Source organism: Paenibacillus zanthoxyli JH29 (assembly GCF_000520715.1).
Taxonomy (GTDB): Bacteria; Bacillota; Bacilli; order Paenibacillales; family Paenibacillaceae; genus Paenibacillus_AQ; species Paenibacillus_AQ zanthoxyli.
On the sequence record NZ_ASSD01000007.1, the window covers coordinates 1 to 19,943 of the forward strand.

General features: G+C 51.6%; 9 protein-coding genes. All 9 read right to left on the reverse strand.

The features are described from left to right. On the reverse strand, positions 1-3,814 hold a 3,814-nt coding region (locus L691_RS27415; protein ID WP_025688020.1), incomplete at its 3' end, for a non-ribosomal peptide synthetase. Further along, on the reverse strand, positions 3,799-6,981 hold the full coding sequence (locus L691_RS0100275; RefSeq protein ID WP_025688022.1) for a type I polyketide synthase: 3,183 nt from the start codon (positions 6,979-6,981) through the stop codon (positions 3,799-3,801). The genes L691_RS27415 and L691_RS0100275, both read right to left, overlap by 16 nt. Before the next feature lies 1 nt (position 6,982). Further along, positions 6,983-10,303, reverse strand: a complete 3,321-nt coding sequence (locus L691_RS0100280) for a non-ribosomal peptide synthetase (RefSeq protein ID WP_025688023.1) — start codon at positions 10,301-10,303, stop codon at positions 6,983-6,985. Between the two features lie 15 nt (positions 10,304-10,318). Next, positions 10,319-11,938: a non-ribosomal peptide synthetase gene (locus tag L691_RS0100285; RefSeq protein ID WP_025688024.1), complete on the reverse strand. Its 1,620-nt coding sequence runs from the start codon at positions 11,936-11,938 to the stop codon at positions 10,319-10,321. Beyond that, on the reverse strand, positions 11,919-13,220 hold the full coding sequence (locus L691_RS0100290) for an ACP S-malonyltransferase (RefSeq protein WP_025688025.1): 1,302 nt from the start codon (positions 13,218-13,220) through the stop codon (positions 11,919-11,921). The genes L691_RS0100285 and L691_RS0100290 overlap by 20 nt, the downstream gene beginning before the upstream one ends. Positions 13,221-13,254: 34 nt before the next feature. Further along, entirely contained in the window at positions 13,255-14,382 is a 1,128-nt protein-coding gene (locus L691_RS0100295; protein WP_025688026.1) for an acyl-CoA dehydrogenase family protein, read from the reverse strand. Further along, a complete protein-coding gene (locus L691_RS0100300; protein WP_025688027.1) occupies positions 14,382-14,639 on the reverse strand; it encodes an acyl carrier protein in 258 nt (85 codons plus the stop codon). Before L691_RS0100300 ends, L691_RS0100295 begins: the two co-directional genes overlap by 1 nt. A 19-nt stretch (positions 14,640-14,658) precedes the next feature. Further along, positions 14,659-15,510: a 3-hydroxyacyl-CoA dehydrogenase family protein gene (locus tag L691_RS0100305; RefSeq protein WP_025688028.1), complete on the reverse strand. Its 852-nt coding sequence runs from the start codon at positions 15,508-15,510 to the stop codon at positions 14,659-14,661. Between the two features lie 4 nt (positions 15,511-15,514). Next, entirely contained in the window at positions 15,515-19,939 is a 4,425-nt protein-coding gene (locus L691_RS0100310) for a type I polyketide synthase (RefSeq protein WP_025688030.1), read from the reverse strand. Positions 19,940-19,943 lie beyond the last annotated feature (4 nt).

Consider the following 19,943-nt stretch of genomic DNA (forward strand, 5'->3'; position numbering starts at 1 on the left):
GAAGCTCTGGCAGAACTGCTTCCTTACCTGCGTAGAGCCTGGCCAGATCGTTCAGAATAATTTGGAAGCTGCGGGCATCTGCGATCATTAGATCCATGCTGATGTGCAGCCGGGTAATGTTCCCCGGCATTACCACAGCTTTAAGCGCAAACATGGGCCAGGATCCAGGATGTATATGGTGAGACAGCTCCTGTCTGATCTCATCCAGAACCTGATTGCATGCCTCTTCTGAAAAGCCGGAGGCATTCACGGTCTCGATCGGGTAATCAGGGACCTCTCTCAGTACCTGCTGAACGCCATCGGGTCTGATAACTGCGCGAAGCATAGGATGCCTCGAAATCAATTGCTGAAAACAATGATGCAGTCGTTCCAGGTCCAAATCTTCGAAATCCATTTCTTGATATACATGTGTAGCCACCTGTCTAGACGTTTCCAGCGCCTGCCGACCTGTCCAATAGGCCATCTGCACTTCGGTTAGCGGGAATGTGTCAAAGGCTTCAGCAGGTGAAGCTATATAGGGAGGAAGCATGACCTCCCTTCCGGTTACTTCTACTGTATTTTGCTTGCGTAGCCGGGCAGCGAGCCTGGAAATGGTGGAATGCTCCAGCAGTTCACGTAAGGTAAGTCTGCTGTTCATTTGCCTGTTCATCTCGTGAAGCAGCTTCACCGCGGTTAGCGAATTTCCTCCTAAATCGAAGAAGTGATCATCCGCCCCGATGGGAGAACGGCCCAGAACCTGCTCCCATAATTCCATAAGCTGGCGTTCTGCTTGGTCCGCCGGCGGCCGGTATTTTCCCGAATCGGTCAAGCGGGGTAGCGGACGCCTAACCAGGGTGCGGCGGTCTACTTTTTTATTGGGCGTGAGCGGCAGCTCCTCTAACCGGATGAACCGGTCCGGTACCATATAAGCCGGAAGGGCTTCCCGAAGCTTGCTTCTCCACTTTCTGGTCAGTTCTTCTTCCGACGGTCCGCTGACTGCAGCCACCCAGTATGCTGTAAGTGTATGGCTTCCTCCATCATCCTCTGATACGACAACCACCGCGGCAGCCACCTCAGGCTCGTTCCATAGAAGCTGTTCTATTTCTGCCGGTTCAATACGGAAACCGCGAATCTTGATTTGCTGGTCTGCCCTTCCGACGTAGACCATCGTTCCGTCCGGCAGCCACCTCATCAAGTCACCAGTGTCATACAGCTGCTTTTCACCAAAAGGCGGCTTTCCAAGCTTCACAAATTTGCGGTGGGTTAGCTCCTCTTGACCATAATAACCTGGCGTAACACCGTCTCCACCAATATATAGCTTGCCGATTGCCCCCATTGGCAGCAGCCTGTGCTCCTCATCCAGAATATAGCAAGTCGTTCGTCCAATCGGTCTGCCTACGGGGACAGGCTGCAGACCCTTGTCCTCAAGTCGGTAGGCCAATGACCATATGGTCGTCTCTGTAGGACCGTAGAGATTCCAGACACTCTTCCCCCGCTTCATCAGCTGCGAAGCCAGCTCGGATTGCAGCTCTTCTCCCCCGCAGAGAAGCGTCATCTGCTTCGCTCCCTGCCATCCTTCCAGGATCAGCATGTTCCACAGTACCGGCGTAGCCTGCATGAGGGTTGGCGCATATTGATGAATCTCCCGAATGAGAAGCTGCGCATCACCACGGCTATCGACGCTTGGGAATATCACGGTTGCCCCTTGTGACAGAGGCAAAAACAGCTCGAGGACAAAAATATCAAAAGAGCAAGTAGTTACAGATAATAAGGAATCTTCAGGTTGAACCTGAAGCAGCTCCTGCATCGCATTCAGAAAATGTACCGCATTCCGGTGAGTGACCGGGACTCCTTTGGGCTCACCGGTGCTTCCGGAGGTATAGATCATATAAGCCAGCTTGGATTGCCCTTCGCCGGATTCACGATAGCAGCGGTCAGTGTTCTGCCAGCATTCACTGTTCTTGGCTATATCCACACAAGGGATGCCGGCAAACATCGAAGCCAAGGAACTGTCCTGCATGAGAATACAGTCCAGTTCTGCATGCCGGGCGATGTATTGCAGACGCTGCTTAGGAAAGGCTGGGTCCAGCGGAACGTAGGCAGAGCCGGTCTTCAAAATGCCTAAAATGCCCGCGGCGAGCTCTACAGATGGAGACGCACAAATACCGGTCCGTCGTGCAGGGCCAATCAAGTTCGCATGCTGCAAATACGCCGCTAGCTGGTGAGCTTGCTCCATAAGCTCCGCATAGGTATAGGCTGCTCCTGAACTAATTATGGCCGGAGCTGTCGGAGTAAGCCTCGCGTATTCATCGGCCATGGTATACAGGAGCGCTTCCTCCGGATACTCTACTCCTGGACCTGTTCCGGAAGCGAGCAGCCGGGAGGTCTCTTGAGGAGATAGCATATTCAGGCTGGTTAGCGGTGTGCGCAGCTCCACAGGCAGCTGGCCAAGCAGCCATAGATAATTCTCCAGCAAATTAGCCGCCATCTCTTCGGAATACAGCGCTGAATTGAACTCAAGGGAGATATCTAGTGAATCTCTTTGCTCAATGACCTCTAAGGTCATATCGAATTTAGTGGTTGACTGCGGGATGACTTGGGGTTCACAGATCGCTCCCTGCATCTGACCAAGCGCTTCTCCGCCTTTCTGAAAGATAAAAAAGATCTGGAACAGTGGAGCATAAGCCGGATCGCGTTCCGGGTGAATCATATCCAGCACCATCTCGAAGGGAACGTTCTGATGCTTGAGGGCTCCAAGCACCGTCCGAGCCGTACAGCTTAAGACCTCGGCGAAATTGCTTGCTTGCTCTATATCCGTCCGGAGGACCAGATTATTGACAAAGCAGCCGATCATGGATTCCGTCTCTTCCCGGGACCGCCCTGCCGTTGGTGTGCCTACAATGATGTCCCTCCTGCCGGTATAGCGTGACAGCATCAGCTTAAAGGCGGCAAGCATCGTCATGTACAGCGTTGCTCCAGCACTCTGGCTGACTATTCTTAATCCATCAAGCTGCTCCTGTCCGACGCGGGCGTGGATCGTTTTCCCTTTGAAAGTGATATGTCTGGGACGAGAGCGATCCGGCGGAACCGTGAAGAAGGGATCCATTCCTTCAAGCTGCTTCTCCCAGTACAAAGCCTCCTCCCGCAGCATCTCCAGATCCATCCATTCACGCTGCCAGACTGAATAATCCGGATAGTCATACTTAACAGAAGCTTCAGCAGGAGCCCTTCCTAGAAGAAGTTCGTTATAGAGATGAATCCATTCCTCGGTCAGTAGTTTCAGAGACCAGCCATCTGAAATAATATGATGCATTACAAAGACCAGCACATGCTCATTCGCAGATAACGGGTACAAACCTGCCCGAAGCAAAGGAGGACGGTTCAAGAGAAAGGGTTCGTTTACCAGCTTAAGTGCCTCTTCTTCGAGATTCCGCAGTCGCTCTTCCTTATCCTCACCCTTGACCTTCAATTGCCGAATGGCTACGGGCGTGTCAGCCGCAATGTACTGAACCGGAGTTCCCTGCTCTTCGACAAAACAGGTACGGAAGCTGTCATGACGATGGGCCAGCAGCTGCAAGCTCTGTTCCAGAAGCTCTGGCTCCAAATGACCGGTAATACGAATCACCTGATGCAGATGATAGCTGGAGCCGGCCTCACTCATCTGTTCCATAAGCCACAGTCGTTCTTGGCTGTAAGACAAAGGAAAGCTATTGCCCTTCCTGGGCTGCCTTTCCAGTGGAATCTGCGATATAGGAATGCCGCGTTCTTGCATCTGCTGCCTTAACCATTGCTTTTTGTCCGGTGATAATGCGGATAAGGTTACTTGTTGTCCCATAAACCGTCCCCTCCACGCTTTTTGGGATCATCCTCAGCAAGGGCGCTTGCAGGCTCTGTTCTGCTCATAACAGCCAACTCTTGAAACAGATCTTCTATACTAGGCTGCTTAGCAGAAGCGCTCCGTTCCGGCTCTATTGCGGCAGCGATCTCCCGGACGGTCGGCTGAATAAAGATCGTCTCGATTGGAAGCCTCACGTTCAGAGTGCGGTAGATCTTATCCAATACTTGTGTAGCTAGCAATGAATGTCCTCCGAGCTCGAAAAAGTTATCGTTGACTCCAATGGGACTTAGGTGAAGCTGATCCTCAAGAATGCTGACCAGGATCTGTTCTGTCTCCGTAGAAGGAGAATGGTAAGCAGTCGAGAGCTTTGGACGAGCATGTTTGACTGGTGCTGCCGCAGCTACATGTTCTGCTCCAAAAGCAGCTGGGCGTGACTCTGCAGCGGGGGCCACACTAGAGACTTCCGCATGTACCGCGCTACTGGGTGCATCCGCATGCACCCAGTAGCTTTCATGGGAGAAGGAATAGGTTGGCAGCGGGACCCGATTTCGCTTCTGGCCTGAGAAGAATTTGCTCCAATCCACACTTCCGCCTCTGACCCACAGCTGTGCGATCGCTCGCATGAGGTATTTGCTGTCCTCCTCCAGGAGATGGCTCGGCTTTAGCGCCGATACAAATAGACTCTCCTCTTGTGCCAACTTGTTCTGACGCGCTAAGCCGCACAAAGTCACTCCCGGTCCAACCTCCAAGAACAGCCGCTGCGGGTCGGCAAGCAGCTCCTCCATCCCTGTCATGAATAAAACCGGCTCTGTAATATGACGGGCCCAATACTCGATATCGACAGCCTGCTCGGGCTTCAGCCATGAACCGCTCAAGCAGGACATGATCGGCGTTGAAGGTGCTTTGAGCTTAATTTGCGAGAGCAATTCGCGATATGGCTCAAGCACCGGATTCATGAGCGGTGAATGGAACGCATGAGAGGTTGTCAGCCGTTTATGAAAAACCCCATCTTGCGTCAGCTGATTCTCCAGAGCTTCAATAGCGCTCATTGACCCGGACATAACGCATATTCCGGGGCTATTTATAGCCGCTAAGGCTATTGCTTCTCCTACATATCTATGAATCTGATTCTTGTTTACGCCGACAGCTAGCATAGCTCCCCGTTCCATGCGCATCATCCATTCTGCCCTCCGGCACACAAGAAGCAGGGCATCTTCGAGGCTGAACACACCTGCAACGGCAGCTGCGACATATTCTCCCAGACTGTGACCGATCATGGCTTCCGGCTTCAGTCCTCTGCTGATCAAAAGCTGGGCCAGGGCATATTCGACTGCGAACAGCAGAGGCTGGGTCAGTGAAGTTTGGTGAATATCAAGGCTTGTCCCCTGTCTTTCCTGAGTGCTCTCTTCCGAGCACATCAGTGGAAGAATGTCCGTCCCCGTGTAACGCCGAATCCAATCCGCACACTGGTCAAACTGCTGCCGGAATACTTTTTCATCTCGGTATAAGCCTTGCCCCATTCCAGCATATTGAGCGCCCTGTCCTGTAAACATGAACACTAGCGGACGATCCGCTGACACCTCTTCTGCGTAATAAATGTCGGCCGATCCCCGTCCGTTCTCCAGCATCTCTTCCGCTTCATGGGGAGTTGTACAGATCACAGCGGTCCGATGAGAGAAGGCCTGACGACCCGTTGCAAGAGTATATGCAGTATCTTCAATTGAAACGGCAGGATCTCTGTGCATGTATTTCTTCATATTTCTTAAATTTCCTTCCAGGGATTCCTTATTTTTGGCGGATACAGGGAGAGTGCTCCAGCTCGCTTTAAGCGTGCCTTTATTTCGTTCAGGGGCTTCTTCCAAAATAACATGTGCATTCGTCCCCCCCATCCCAAGTGAATTCACAGCAGCACGTCTGGGGTAAGATCCCTTCTCCCAATCTTGGAGACTTGTATTCACATAAAAGGGACTGTTCTCAAAATCTATAGCAGAATTAGGTCTGCTGAAGTTAAGGGATGGCGGGATCTGCTTATAATGAAGCATTAGTGTAGCCTTCATGAATCCAGCGATCCCCGCTGCAGAGTCCAAGTGACCAATGTTGGTCTTTACCGATCCAATGAGACAATATCCGCTTTGGTCCGTAGAGTGGCGGAAAGCCTGCGACAAGGCTTGAATCTCAATAGGATCTCCCATTCGAGTCCCCGTACCATGAGTTTCAACATAGCCGATTGTAGAGGCATCTACTTCGGCGAGAGCCTGAGCCTGAGCGATGACTTCCGACTGCGCATTGACGCTAGGTGCTGTGTAGCTTACTTTTTCCGATCCGTCATTATTGACAGCAAACCCTTTGATGATAGACCAGATATGGTCACCATCTCTTAAGGCCTCTTCAAGTCTTTTCAGCACAACCAGTCCATAACCATTCCCGGGAACAAAACCGCTGCTCCCCTCATCAAAAGCACGGCAGTGGCCATCCGTGGACATGATTCCACCTGGTTCATACATATAGCCTGAACGCTCCGGCGGCCCCACGGTGATCCCTCCTGCAAGCGCCATATCGCACTGATAAGTCAGCAGACTCTGAGCGGCCATACAGACAGATACTAAAGAGGTAGAAGAAGAGGATTGGATGGCCATAGACGGCCCCTTCAAATTCAAACGATAGGAGATCGTCGTGGCCATGCTATCTTTGTCATTGCCGATTGCGGCCTGAAGGTTACCGGTTGCCAGCATCTTCTGAATATGCGGATATAAGTTAAGAAACAGATAAGAGCTCATGCTTTTGCCGACATATACGCCTACAGATCCAGGGACCTTTCCGGGATGATAGCCGGCATGTTCCAGAGCAGCCCAGGCGCATTCCAGCATCATCCGGTGCTGAGGGTCCATCAGTTCGGCGTCCCTGGGATTAATCCCAAAGAAAGAGGCATCGAATGCATCCAATCCGCGAATTTCGCCCTTGGCTTTCACATAATTGGGATGATTGAGAACTTCCGCAGGGATCCCTGCTTCCTCCAGCTCCTCGTCGGAGTAGAAGGTAATGCATTCCTTGCCCTGCACTAAGTTGTCCCAAAACTCGTCAATGCTGTCTGACTTCGGGAATCTTCCCGCTAGTCCGATAACAGCGATCTCATTTCCGGTATAGGGATGCTCTGCATAACTCATATCATCTTCCTCCCTCGATTTCAGTACTGACAGCCGCTTCTGCAGAAGAAGCTCTCCGGTAACGGCGGAACGCACTTTTTTGCTTCTCTGCCTTTTCTTGAATGATCGCGGCCGACGGGTCTTCGGTTTCCTCATTCAAAAATGCAGCCAATGAACGGACAGTGGGATACTTAAACAAACTGATTAAAGTCAGATGATTGTCAAGCTGCTGGCTCAATCGATCCAGCACTTTGGCAAGCAGGAGGGAATGCCCGCCTAAGTCAAAGAAATTATCGTTTACCCCAATGTGATTCAGATGGAGTACCTCTCCCCAGACGCGCGCAATCCATTTTTCGGTTTCGGTAACAGGCTTGTCGTAGATACTTGGCTGACTAGAGACAGCCTTAGCCGGATCTGGCAGTGCTGTCGTATTCAGCTTGCCGTTCAGATTCCAGGGAATGCTCTCCAGCTCAAGATATGCTGAAGGCTTCATATAAGACGGGATGCGAGTATCCAACCAGGCTGACAGCTGTTCAGCCATTAAGGCATGTGGGGTCCGCAGGGTATAATAAGCCACTAGCTGGAGACTCCCTTCATGATCAGCCCTGGGATGAACAACCGCCTCTGCAATGTCCGGGCTAGCGTTAAGATGTTTCTCCACCTCGTCAAGCTCAATCCGATATCCACGGATCTGGACCTGGCGGTCTTCCCTTCCTGCGAACGCCAGCTCTCCGCCGGAAGTCCAGCTGCCATAATCTCCGGTTAATAACAGCTTCTCCCCTGGTATAAAAGGATGGTCTGTAAACTTTTGCTGCGTAAGCTCTGGCCGATTCAAATACCCCCTGGCCAGCCCTCGTCCGGAAATACAAATTTGTCCACGAACGCCAACCGGTACGGGACGAAGCAGAGAATCCAACACATAAACCTGCTGATTGGCTACCGGACGCCCTAGAGAAGATGCTGCATCGAACTCTTCTTCAGGCCTGAAGAATGAGTAAGTGCTGCAAACTCCCGATTCGGATAGCCCGTATCCGTTAACAAGTGTAATCCCCTTCAACTGATTAACATGAGTGGGAAGCAGATGCTCTCCTCCGCTCAAGATCAGTCTCAAGCTGGAAGGAGGATTCGCTTCATCATTCAAGCGTCTTAACATCGAAGGGACCGTGCTAAGGATCGTAATCCGATGCTTGTCCATATATTTGTTTAGCAGAGCGGGCTGCAGCAATGTCTCCCGATCTGGCAGAGCGAGCGTCCCGCCCGCCGCCAGAATGGGGAGAGATTCACCAATAAAGCTGGATGAAGCTACTGATGTCACGGGGAGCACTCGGTCGGCATTGTATACCCTATAAGAGGTAACAAATGATTGGACTAAATTATCGATGCTTCGCTTCTCCAGCATGACTCCTTTAGGTGCTCCAGTTGTGCCGGAAGTGAAGACAATATAAGCCAGGCTGTCATCCTTAAGCTGTTTTCTAAATTCTACCGCAGCCGGAAGGAACTCTTCTCCGAGAAGATCAACCATGATGCACATGTCTTCAGGAAGAGACACTTGATGAACATGTATGCGATCGCTAACGATATAATAGCTGCCCAATTCTCTCAACATGGAATGAATTCGCTCCTTCGGCTGAGTTGGATCCACTGGAACCACTATCCCGCCAGCATAAGAAATCCCAAGACATGCCGCTACATATTGGGCGGAAGAGGGAAGGCATATCACAACAGGTGTCTCGGACATATTGCCTCGGCTTAAGAGCTCTTGAGCAATCATGCGGAGCATCCGATCAAGTCTCTCATAACTTATAGGTGTTTCTCCCTCAAGGATGGCGACGTGTTCTGGATTATTCAGTACAACCTGTTCAATCCGATCGATGTAGCCGAGCGGCAGCTCCGGTGATTCGGTCGCATTCCATTCTTCAACAAGCAGGTGATAGTGCTGCTGATCCAAAAGGTCATGCCGCTCGAGAGTATCTTCTGGATCGGTAAGAACGGATCGTACGAGCTGAATGTAGCTGGAAATCCACCAACGAATGGTTTGTCGTGAGAACAGGTCTGTACTGAACTCAAAAGTCCCCTTTAGCTGCTGCCCCTCTTCCCAACAGGATACGGTCAGGTCGTTCTGGGCAAATCCTGTATCCAGGGGGATGACCGAAAGCCGGATATCCTGTACCTTCATCTGAGGCACCGGAATGTTATCCATCTGGAACATCGTTTGGAATATAGGGTGATAGCTCTGCTCTCTGGAGGGGTTCAGCCCCTCAACAATACGGTCAAAAGGTACCTGCTGATCATTAAAAGCCTGCATAACTTCTTGATGGACTTGTCTAAGGTATTCCTTAAAAGAAAGGTCGCCACGGGGCCGGCTGCGAATTACAACCGAATTGACAAACATGCCAATTAAGCCTTCAAGCTCGGTTCGAGATCGTCCTGCGACAGGTGTACCCACAAGCAGGTCTTCCGCAGCACTGTATCTAAACAGGAGCGTTTTATATACGGTGAACAGAAAGGTAAATATAGTGACCTGCTCTTGTCTGCAAAAAGCCTGCACCTGCCCGTAAAGCTCTTCATCCAGATGAAAGGCGTCGAGCCCGCCGCGTCCACTCATTTCAGTCCCCCTGCTATAATCTGTTGGCAGGTTAAGGAGTGGTGGGGCTCCCCTTAACTTATCCAGCCAGAACTGCAAATTGTTCTTGAATTTAGATGTGCTGGACTCCTGCTGAAGCCAGTCCACATAATCCCTATATTGAAGCGAAAGGGGCTTAAGCCTGGACGGTTGGTTCAGAACGGCCGCCTCGTAGAGCTGGACGAACTCTTCCAACAACACGGATTTGGACCATCCGTCTGAAATAATGTGGTGCATTGCAATGACTAGGACGTGCTCCTCGTCTCTTATGCGGAGTAATGTGAATGTGATGAGGGGGTCCTGATCGAGACGCATGCTGCGGGATACAAGCCGCGATATGGCGGACACTACAGCCGGGTCTTCTGCACTTCGGATGTCCTCATCTAGAGAGAGATATGTAAAATTCAGCGGCCTCTGCCGCGGGATTGCCTGGGGCACTCCCTCTTCCACTACTATATTTACGCTCAGGATTTCATGTCTGTCCACGATAGCCCCGAGCGCTATGCGCACGCTTTCTACATCCAGCTTGCCGGAGATTTTTACAGCCGTTCCATTGTTAAAGGCCGTGCTGCTCGGATTAAGTTGCTGTAGAAACCAGATTCCTCGCTGGGCATCCGACAAGTCGAACGGTCCCTTCCGTCCAGAACCCGAAATGCGCTGACTGCCCGGAACTTGAATTCCCTTGTCCTTAAGCAGCTTCAGATAAAGCTCATCATTCATCCTAGCTCCGCCCCCTTAGCGCTGTACGGTTGTCACCTTCTGATTAGAGAAGAGCAAACTCCGGTCCGCCTTCCCGTTCGGCTTCAGCGGAATTTCGTCCACTCGGATTATACGTGTCGGAATGGCATATTCGGGCAGCTCGCGAGCTAGCTCGCTCTGCAGTGACTTTTGAAGCTCCGGTTCTGAGCCGCTCCCGCCTACAATGTAAGCCGTTAGAATTTGGTCACCAGAACCCGTTACATGAACCCCGACTACAGCATTCCGAACCTGATCACAGCTCATTAGACAGTTCTCAATCTCTCCTAGCTCGATCCTTAAGCCGCGCAGCTTAACTTGATCGTCCTCCCTGCCGATATACACCACTTCCCCGCATTCATTCCAGTAAGCCAGATCTCCTGTTCGATACATGCGTTCGCCTGGCTCATACGGATTCAAAACAAACCGGGAGTGGGTTAACAAGGGGCTGTTCAAATAGCCCCGCGCGAGTCCAATACCGCTAACATATAGCTGACCGGTTTCCCCTATGGGAGTAAGCGAAAGATCCTCCCCTAAGATATAGAACCGGGTATTATCGATTGGCTTGCCAATAGGTACGGGCTGAACTCCTTGATCCCGCTTGCACAAGTAATACGAGACATCAATTGTGGCTTCTGTAGGGCCATATAGATTAATCAGCTTGACCTCGTGCCCAGGCGGAAAGATGGAATAAAAGCGTGATACCAGCTCAGCAGATAGCGCCTCACCGCTGCAGAAGACATAACGAAGGCTGCTCAGACGTTCAAGATCAAAATCGCCTTCGATATATTCCAGGAACAGGCGCAGCACGGAAGGAACGAAATGAATCACACTGATCCCATGCTGCTCAATCAGCTTGACGAACCGACGGGGATCGTTCTCTCTCCCGGAAGGGAGTAAAACGACGGATGCGCCAGTGAGAGTCCACCATACCAGTTCCCAAACCGAGACATCAAAGGTATAAACGGTCTTCTGGAACAAGACATCATTGCTGCTAATCGGAAAAGCCCTCTGCATCCACTCAATCCGATTCACTAAGCTGCCGTGTTCCACCAGTACACCCTTGGGATCGCCTGTCGAGCCGGAAGTATAAATCAGGTAAGCAAGATCACTCTGCTGTGCTCTTGTATCCGGATTGGTGTCTGGATAGAGATCTAACCCGAGCGATTCCACCGTGATCGTATCTACTCCCGGCAGCCCAGGAGCAGGCGTACTGGCTTCGTCTTTCAGGAGTACCAAGGCTGCCGAACTATCGGCCAGTATTTTCATAAGCCGGCTTGGAGGACAATTCGGATCAAGCGGCAGGTAGGCGGCCCCAGCTTTTAAGATTCCATAAATGCATACCAGCATGGTATACGAACGATTCATCATGACCGCCACAATGCTGCCTGCCCCGATACCACGTTCCAGCAGCGTGTAAGCTAACTTATTGGCATCGCAGTTCAGGCTGCTGTAGGTGTACATCTCATTTCCTTCATAAACGGCTGGCTGAGTTCCCGAAGTCTCGGCGGTATTTTCCAGCCACTTGACCACCGTTAGATCCGTAGAGTAATCGCAGGCTGTCTGATTGAACTCCTGAAGCCTTAGTAGCAGAGATCTTTCATCCTCCCAAGGATTCATAGGCATCCCCCTCATCGTCAGGCATTCTCTCAAGAGATGGAGCGATTCCAGTCTTGCTGCGAATTTGCTGCAGACGCATCTCCCTTTCTTCCATAGGTGTCCGTTTGTCCTCGAATACAGCTTGCAGCATGGCAAAAGCTTCATGAAGATGCCGATCAGTAAGCACCAGGCGATGGGCATCTACCTCCTGTTTGACCTGTTTCACCTGCTCGTACCTTTTCAGGGAGGGCAAAGCGGATCCAGGCAGAGGGTCATGATTCCGGGTCGTAACAGCATGAGTAAGGCACATGGCTAGAGCCTTTAGCCGCAGATCTTCTTCCTTCTTAACCGGCGTGGTCTCGATACTTCTCCAGCCGGTGATTTTCAACCGGTCGGCCTTCTCATCATGAGCATAGACCTGGAATGAGCCGGAGGATTCTTCGGTCAGCAATGTTTTTAAGACATTTTGCGGGCCCATCTCCAGGAATACATTTGTTCCCTGCTCTATGAGATAGCTAATGGACTTATGCCATAGGACGGGGCGGAACAGCTGCTGCGGCAGATATTCCAGAATCTCTTTCATGGATTGATAGGGCCGACCCGTCACGTTAGAGAGAATTGGGCTGGCCGGCATGCTCCAGTGATATTTCTGCAATTCCTGGGCCATTTTCTCTGCCTGCGGCTTCATCAATACACAGTGATATGGTGCGCTGCCTATCAAATAAGTCACCTTCCCGCCTTCATCCGTGATAAGCTGTTCCAGCTCTTTCAGAACCTCATCCATACCCGATACAGCGGCCTGGCGGGATGAATTCAGACACGCAACCCCAATCTCCCGACCGGGACCACTAAGCTTCCGGCATAACGCTTCAACTCTTATCGGATCTACCTGATTCATAATGCTCATGCCGCCGCCGGTGCACTTCATAATCTCTTCAGCCAGCTGGGCTCTAAACTGAACTAGCTTCAATCCGTCTTCAAAGGATATGGCGCCCGCACAGATCAGTGCGGTGTACTCTCCAAGACTGTGTCCGGCCATATACGCCGGCTCTATCCCTGTCTTCTCCATATAGAAGCGATAATGAGCTACGCTGGCGGTGCAAATCGCCGGGAGCATGTACCGAATCCGGTTTAATTTCACCGTACTTCCATGCATCATAACTTGGGAAAGCTCCATTCCCAGCACCTGATCCGCTTCGTCCAGCGTCCGCTTTACAATAGGTGTGGATTCATATAGGCTGCGCATCATGCCCTTATACTGGGAACCGGAACCGGGAAACAACAGCGCCAGATTCATCGTCATAGAGATCCCTCCATTTGTTCGCTCGGCGAAATGACTACAAGGAAAACGTCCTTGCAATCTGCAGCTCATGCATTTGCGAGGTCCCTTCAATAATCTCCATAATCTTGGCGTCCCGATAGAAGCGTTCTACAGGGTTGCCATGGATACAGCCGGATGCACCGTGAATTTGCAGCGCATGATCCGCCGAGTGGACAGCAGTCTTAGACGCATGGTATTTAGCAACCAGCGTGTCGTTTATGGCAGCAGGGTCACCCTGCTCCCGCAGTCGGCCAGCAGCTGCACAAAGCTCGCGGGCAGCTTTGATCTCGGTGATCATCTCGGACAGCATTTTCTGCACCAGCTGATGCTTACGCAGCGGCTCTCCAAATTGCGTCCGTTCATTCGCATACATCAGGCTGTGCTCCAGGCAGGCTTGAGCTAATCCAACACTGCCGGATGCGGTAGTATAGCGGCCTTCATCCAGGGCATAGTTGGCTAAATGCGTAAATCCATAACCGATCTTGCCTACCAGATGACTTGCCGGTACCTTGCAATTCTCAAAATTCAGCTCGGCGAGCATATTGCCCCGCAGCCCCATCAATCCAGGCAAGGGAGTGATTTGAAGGCCTGGGGACTCTCTCTCAACCAGCACCGCAATTCCTCGGCCACCAAGGCGGGCGAATACGAGAAACAGATCAGCCACCTGGCCAAGCGTGATGTATTTTTTGGTACCATTTAAAGTGATCTGATCGTTCTCTATAGTTGCCGTAGTTTCTAGCTTGGCGATATCACTCCCCACCTGCGGCTCGGTGATGGCGATGGCTGGAATGACATCCCCGGCTGCGATTCGGGGGAGCCATCTTTCCTTCAGCTCTTCACTTCCGAAGCGAGTCAGCGGTTTGCAGACCATGGCAAACACGGTACAAGCATTCTGAACCGATGCAAAGCCGCGGCTGAGCTCTTCATGCAGGGCGCCAAGCAAGGGGTAATCCGCTTCCGTCCCGCCGTACCTGCGGGGAATCGAAAGCCCGAAGAGCCCCGCTTCAGCCATCTCACGGAATACCTCCGGGAAGATGCGCTGTTCAAGATCCATTGCGGAAGCTCGAGGAACGACCTTCTCTGCAACAAATTGACGGACCTGTCCGATGGCAGTAGATTCGGGGGCAAGAGCTGTCTTATTCATCAGAGGGACACCCCGGACTGTTGGTTGCGCTCAATGAGGGATACGATATCCCTAACGGTTCCGATTTGCTCCAAGTCCAGATCCTCATCATCAATTTCGATATGAAAATTTTTCTCGATGAACATGATAAGCTGGATCATGAATAAGGAGTGAACTAAGCCCAGTTCCATAATGTTCTCATTCTCCCCCAGCTCCTTGCTGCGCATGGAACGTGTCAAAAATTCGGTCACCTTGTCTTTGATTTCATCGCGTGTCATAACCATCAGCCTCCTCTTTTTAGATATAAGAATAGAAACCTTGCCCTGATTTCATGCCATGCAGCCCGGCATCCACCATTTTTTTGAGCAGCGGACAAGGACGGTACTTGCTATCGTTAAACCCGTCGTATAAGACTTCAAGGGATTTAAGAATCGTATCCAAGCCGATGAGATCAGCGGTTTGCAGCGGACCCATCTTATGCCCGAAGCACTGCTTAAACAGAACGTCAATCTCTTCTGCAGTGGCTACTTGCTCCTGCAGCATGAATACCGCTTCGTTCACAAAAATCATCATCGCCCGGTTCGTCACAAAACCAACGGAGTCGTTAACAACGACGCATTCCTTGCCAAGACTGTGAAGCACTTCCTTAGTAGAAGACAGTGTGTCTTCACTTGTGTGGTGACTGCGGATGACTTCAACCATGGATTTAAGCGGTACAGGATTCATGAAATGAATGCCCACCACCCTATCGGGCCGCTGTACTAGGGAGCCCACCCTGGTAATGGAGATGGCTGACGTATTTACACCGAGAATGCAATCCGGCTCACAGATCAAGTTGAGCTTCTCATAGACCCCCCGCTTCATGTCCCAATTCTCGGTGATATTCTCTACAATGAACGAACATGGCTGTAAGGCATTTAAATCCGTTGTAAACTGGATACGGTCCAGCACAGCCTCTGCGCCTTCCTTAGGGGCTGATCCTGTCATCATCTTCTGAAAACGCAAGTCTCTGCGGATCTTCTCACGCGTTCGTTCCATCTGTTCTTCAGAACGGTCAACCACTATCGTCTTGTATCCTGCTTGGGCAAATACCTGGGCCACGCCGCTGCCCATCACTCCCGATCCTACTACTCCAGCAATGTGAACCATCCTATCATCCTCCACTATATTGGGATGTCATCTCTTCACAAACCAGCTTCTGATACTCTCTATAAGAGGCTGCAATCTCTTCAAGCACTCCCCTGCTTCCCCATTCTTTCTCAAGACCGTGAATTACTCCTCGGACTGTCGGTGTTTCCAGCAATGTACGGAGAGGCAAATCTATACGAAATACATCTTTGATCCGGGACAGAAGCCGTGTCAGTAATAGCGAATGGGCTCCCAGATCATAAAAATGGTCTTCAACTCCAACCGGATGAACGCCGAGCTGCTCTGAGGCCAGCTCACACAGTACCTTCTCAGCTTCTGTTCCTGGCTCTGCGTACGCTCCGAGCTGATAAGGCCGCTCTCGCAGTCCAGCAGGAATTGTTGAAGAATTGGGTTGATTCATATCTTCTCGGGTGGCACTTGGCTTAGCCTCTTTCATCCTGTCCTGAATGGGTATGGCAGAGATCACGGCACGGCTTAGACTGCCGCGCAGTCTCCACAGCTGCTTGTACACAGATAGCGCTTCTTCCTGAGTAACCCCTGTAACCGGATAAGCTCCTGTGCGGATAAAATCCCGACTAACCGATGTCCAGCATACTGGCAAATTTAATTGGCTGTCGGCGGCGGCATCATACATGCTGGCACATGCAGCCAGTTCGCATAATCCATGTCCTCCCGTAACTGAGGCAAGTGAAGATAGAATCCAACCAAAGCCAAGTGTAGCCCCGGATGCGGAGAGAGCCGTATTTAAATGTTTAAAGGCTGTCATGTTCCAATTGACGGGCTCCTCTATCCTCGATAATTCTTCCAAGGTTCTGATTTCCATAGAGCTTGAGATCGGTTCATAAATAATTCCGTCAATACGGCCTGTAATTCGCGCCGCTTCCGCAACAACTTGTTCGATCTCCTGCAGGCTGTCCCCTCTGGAACGAAGAATGACGGTATCCGTTCTTGTTTCGAGGAACAACTCTATGCTGAAATCCCCTGATGCAGAAAGATATAGGATGACCTGTTTGACCTGGGCCTGCGCTTCCCATTCTTCCTTCGGCACTTCCTCATGAGGAATTGGCTCGAAGTACTGAACCAGCCGGTTCATCCCCCGGTAGGCAACGACAGCTTGTTCGCCAGGTGACGCGGTTTCTTGCACTAAAATATCCTTCAGCCGATTTCCTGAGTCACCTTGACAATCCACGAGCTTGATCTGGAGCTGAGCATACTCATGCGGGACTGTAAGCAGTGGACCCATCAAGGCTCGTCGGACAGGTTCAGCCGCTGCCGAGCCATAAATGTCCACAATGCCGGTTGCAGCTACGATAAGCTGAGGCTCTTCCCCAAGAACCTGATCAGACAGAGCAGCTAAGAGATGAATCAAAGTCTTATAGCCGCGCTCCAGCACAGAATAAGGTGGATCTAGGGTCGCGTTTTCATGAGTTGCTGCCTCCAGACACCAGCCATGAAGGATGTGATCAATACGAACTCCGGCAAGTCCCAGGTCTTCGAGCAGCATATGAAATGGCTTTGGAGCACATGGATTTACCGTATAAGTCATTTCCTCGTCGCGGGCGTACTCTTTACCGGGCTGGACGGTAATGCACCGATGCCCGATACTAAGCAGGTAATTGGTCAGAGGCTGCAGATTACCTTTGTCTTGCAGAATGAGCCAGGTACCTTGCTCACGCGGCTTGACAAGAGGCAGCGGCTGCGGTTTCCACACAGGCTGGTACAGCAATGGCCTGACGGTTTCCCTCTTCTGCAGCATTTGGAGCTCCTTCGGTCGGGAAGGCAGTATATAAGTCTGTCGGTCAAAAACGTACAGGGGCAGCGGAATCCGCTGGCGCCGGCCTCCTGAACTCAGCGCCTCCCAAGTCACAGGTATCCCTTGGCTCCATAAGCAGGCAAGGCTCTCCAAGAAAGATTGCAGCTCTCTCTCCGAACGGGAACCGAACGAAGACAGGACGGTCCGGCTGGCTGAGGCTTGAGCTTCGACCAAGCCGCAGAGCGTCTTGCCAGGACCTACTTCAAGCAGCATGTTGTGCTCATCTGCCAGACAATTCGCTGCAATCGTGCTGAAATGAACAGTGCCCCGCAGCTGATCCGCCCAGTACTCCGGATTTACAGCCATGTCTTCACGAATCAATTCCCCGGTCAGGCAGGAATAGAATGAGATCCGTGGTGGAGACAGCTTCTTCTTGCGCAGCACTTCGGTGAACGGCTTCAGAATGTCATCCATCTTGGAGGAGTGAAAGGCATGTGAAGTGTTCAAGCGACGATGAAAAACTCCTTGCCGGCTCCATTCCGCCATCCTGACGGAAAGTTCAGCCTCTTCTCCTGAAAACACACAAAGTTCAGGGCTGTTCACTGCCGCAAGTGATACGGCTTCGCTAGTGTAGAGGGCAGCATCTGAGGCAGGCACCGCGGCAGCGACCATACTTCCTCCGGAAGTGGACTGCATCAATCGTCCCCGAGCTACCACAATCTCCAAGGCATCATCCAGAGAGAACACATCGGCAAGAGCTGCAGCCACATATTCTCCAATGCTATGTCCTGCCATAAGAACAGGCTTAATCCCCAAACTGATCCAGACTTGGGCGAGAGCATACTCAAGTGCGAACAGCGCTGGCTGGGCAAGCCAGGTCTGATTCAGCTCGGATAGATCTACGCCTGCTTGACCGGCTCCTTCGTCCGAGTGACAGAGATATATCCTGATGTCAGACCTAAGCATCGGAGCAAGCTTCTCTGCCAGATGATCCAGCTCACGGCGGAATACAGCATTGTTTCGGTACAGTTCAGCCCCCATTCCCGGATACTGCGAGCCTTGCCCTGTAAACATGAATACCACCTGGCTGGCGCCCAGCGACTCCCTAGACTTGGCATGGGCCGCTGCTTTGGCTAAACGCTTTAAGGATTGAGCTGCTTCTTCCTTGCGTTCAGCTATACACACGGCACGGAAGTTGAACTGCCCCCTTCCCACCTGAAGCGTGTAAGCCGCATCTGCTAAATTCACCTTGTCCTGCTGCTCCAGATAGACCGCCATTTCATGCAAAGCGTTCTGCAGCGAAGTCGGACTTTTGGCTGAGAAGGGCATGATTACCAAAGCATCCTCAGGGGAGGAAGCGCCGCGCAGCGGTGCTTCTTCAAGAATCAGATGCACATTGGTGCCGCCAACCCCAAACGAACTGATCGCTGCCCGACGCGGACCGGCGTTTCGCTTCCATAACATAGGCTCCTTGTTCACATAGAATGGAGATTCCTCCATCTCCAGCAGAGGATTGGGTTCCTCAAATCCTGCAGTTGGCGGAATCACCTCGCGGTCTAGAGCGAGAACGGCTTTGATGAATCCGGCAATGCCGGCTGCCGCGTGCAAATGCCCAATGTTCCCTTTAACCGATCCGATGGGTAGGCGGTCTTCCCGCTGATCCATTACCTGTCTTAAGGCCTCGAACTCAATCGGATCGCCTACTCGGGTTCCTGTTCCATGGGCTTCAATGTAGCCGATGGTGGAAGGATCAATATCTGCAAATTCCCATGCGGACCGAATAACCTCTTTCTGCCCTTCCAGACTGGGTGCGGCAAACCCCACCTTTCGCCGTCCATCATTATTGGTGGATGAGCCCTTGATCATCGCATAGATATAGTCACCATCCTGAACGGCGTCCGAGAGCCGCTTCAAGACAACCGCACCGGCACCCTCTCCGAAAATTGTGCCGTCTGCACGGCTGTCAAAGGGACGGCAAACTCCGCTTTGAGAGTGGATCTTACCCTCTTCATAGAGATAGCCCGTTACGCTGGGCTGTTCTAAGGTAACGCCCCCGGCTATAGCCAGATTGCAGTCCCCCAGCAGCAATCCCTGGCAAGCAAGATGAATCGCCGCTAGAGAGGTCGAGCAAGCGGTATACAGCGTATAGCTAGGACCCGACAGGTTCAACTTGTAGGATATCAGCTGGCTAAGAAAGTCCTTGGACGACACAATCCCCGTTTCAAGAATCTCCTGGTCGATGCCTCCCCTGGACAGATGCTTGCCCGTCCATTCAATATCAAGCGGGGCGCCAGCGTACAAGCCGATTTTTCCGTCATAATGCTCCGGGTGGTAACCTGAGTTCTCTAAGGCATGATAGACACATTCGTGAAATATTCGGGTCTGAGGATCCATACTTTGCGCTTCCCAAGGCGCATAACCAAATAGGGAAGCATCGAAATCATACACATTTTTAATGTAGGGCTTGGCCCTTACATAATTCGGATGCCGAACTATATGCTCGGATAACCCCTCGGATATCAATTCCTCTTCCCTAAAATAAGAAACTGCGCTTGCTCCATTCATCAGGAGCTCCCAATATTGCTCAAGGTTGTCGGCCCCGGGGAATCTCCCGCTCATGCCGATCACTGCTATCTCCAGCCCGGTTTCGTGATTACTTCCTACCTCGTTGTTCACCGTA

Bases quoted from the DNA above. Each gene is read 5' to 3' on its own strand.
- L691_RS0100295 (WP_025688026.1), bottom strand. From the start codon at position 14,382: ATGAATAAGACAGCTCTTGCCCCCGAATCTACTGCCATCGGACAGGTC.
- L691_RS0100305 (WP_025688028.1), bottom strand. From the start codon at position 15,510: ATGGTTCACATTGCTGGAGTAGTAGGATCGGGAGTGATGGGCAGCGGC.
- L691_RS0100300 (WP_025688027.1), bottom strand. From the start codon at position 14,639: ATGACACGCGATGAAATCAAAGACAAGGTGACCGAATTTTTGACACGT.
- L691_RS0100285 (WP_025688024.1), bottom strand. From the start codon at position 11,938: ATGAATCCTTGGGAGGATGAAAGATCTCTGCTACTAAGGCTTCAGGAG.
- L691_RS0100290 (WP_025688025.1), bottom strand. From the start codon at position 13,220: ATGACGATGAATCTGGCGCTGTTGTTTCCCGGTTCCGGTTCCCAGTAT.
- L691_RS0100275 (WP_025688022.1), bottom strand. From the start codon at position 6,981: ATGAGTTATGCAGAGCATCCCTATACCGGAAATGAGATCGCTGTTATC.
- L691_RS0100280 (WP_025688023.1), bottom strand. From the start codon at position 10,303: ATGAATGATGAGCTTTATCTGAAGCTGCTTAAGGACAAGGGAATTCAA.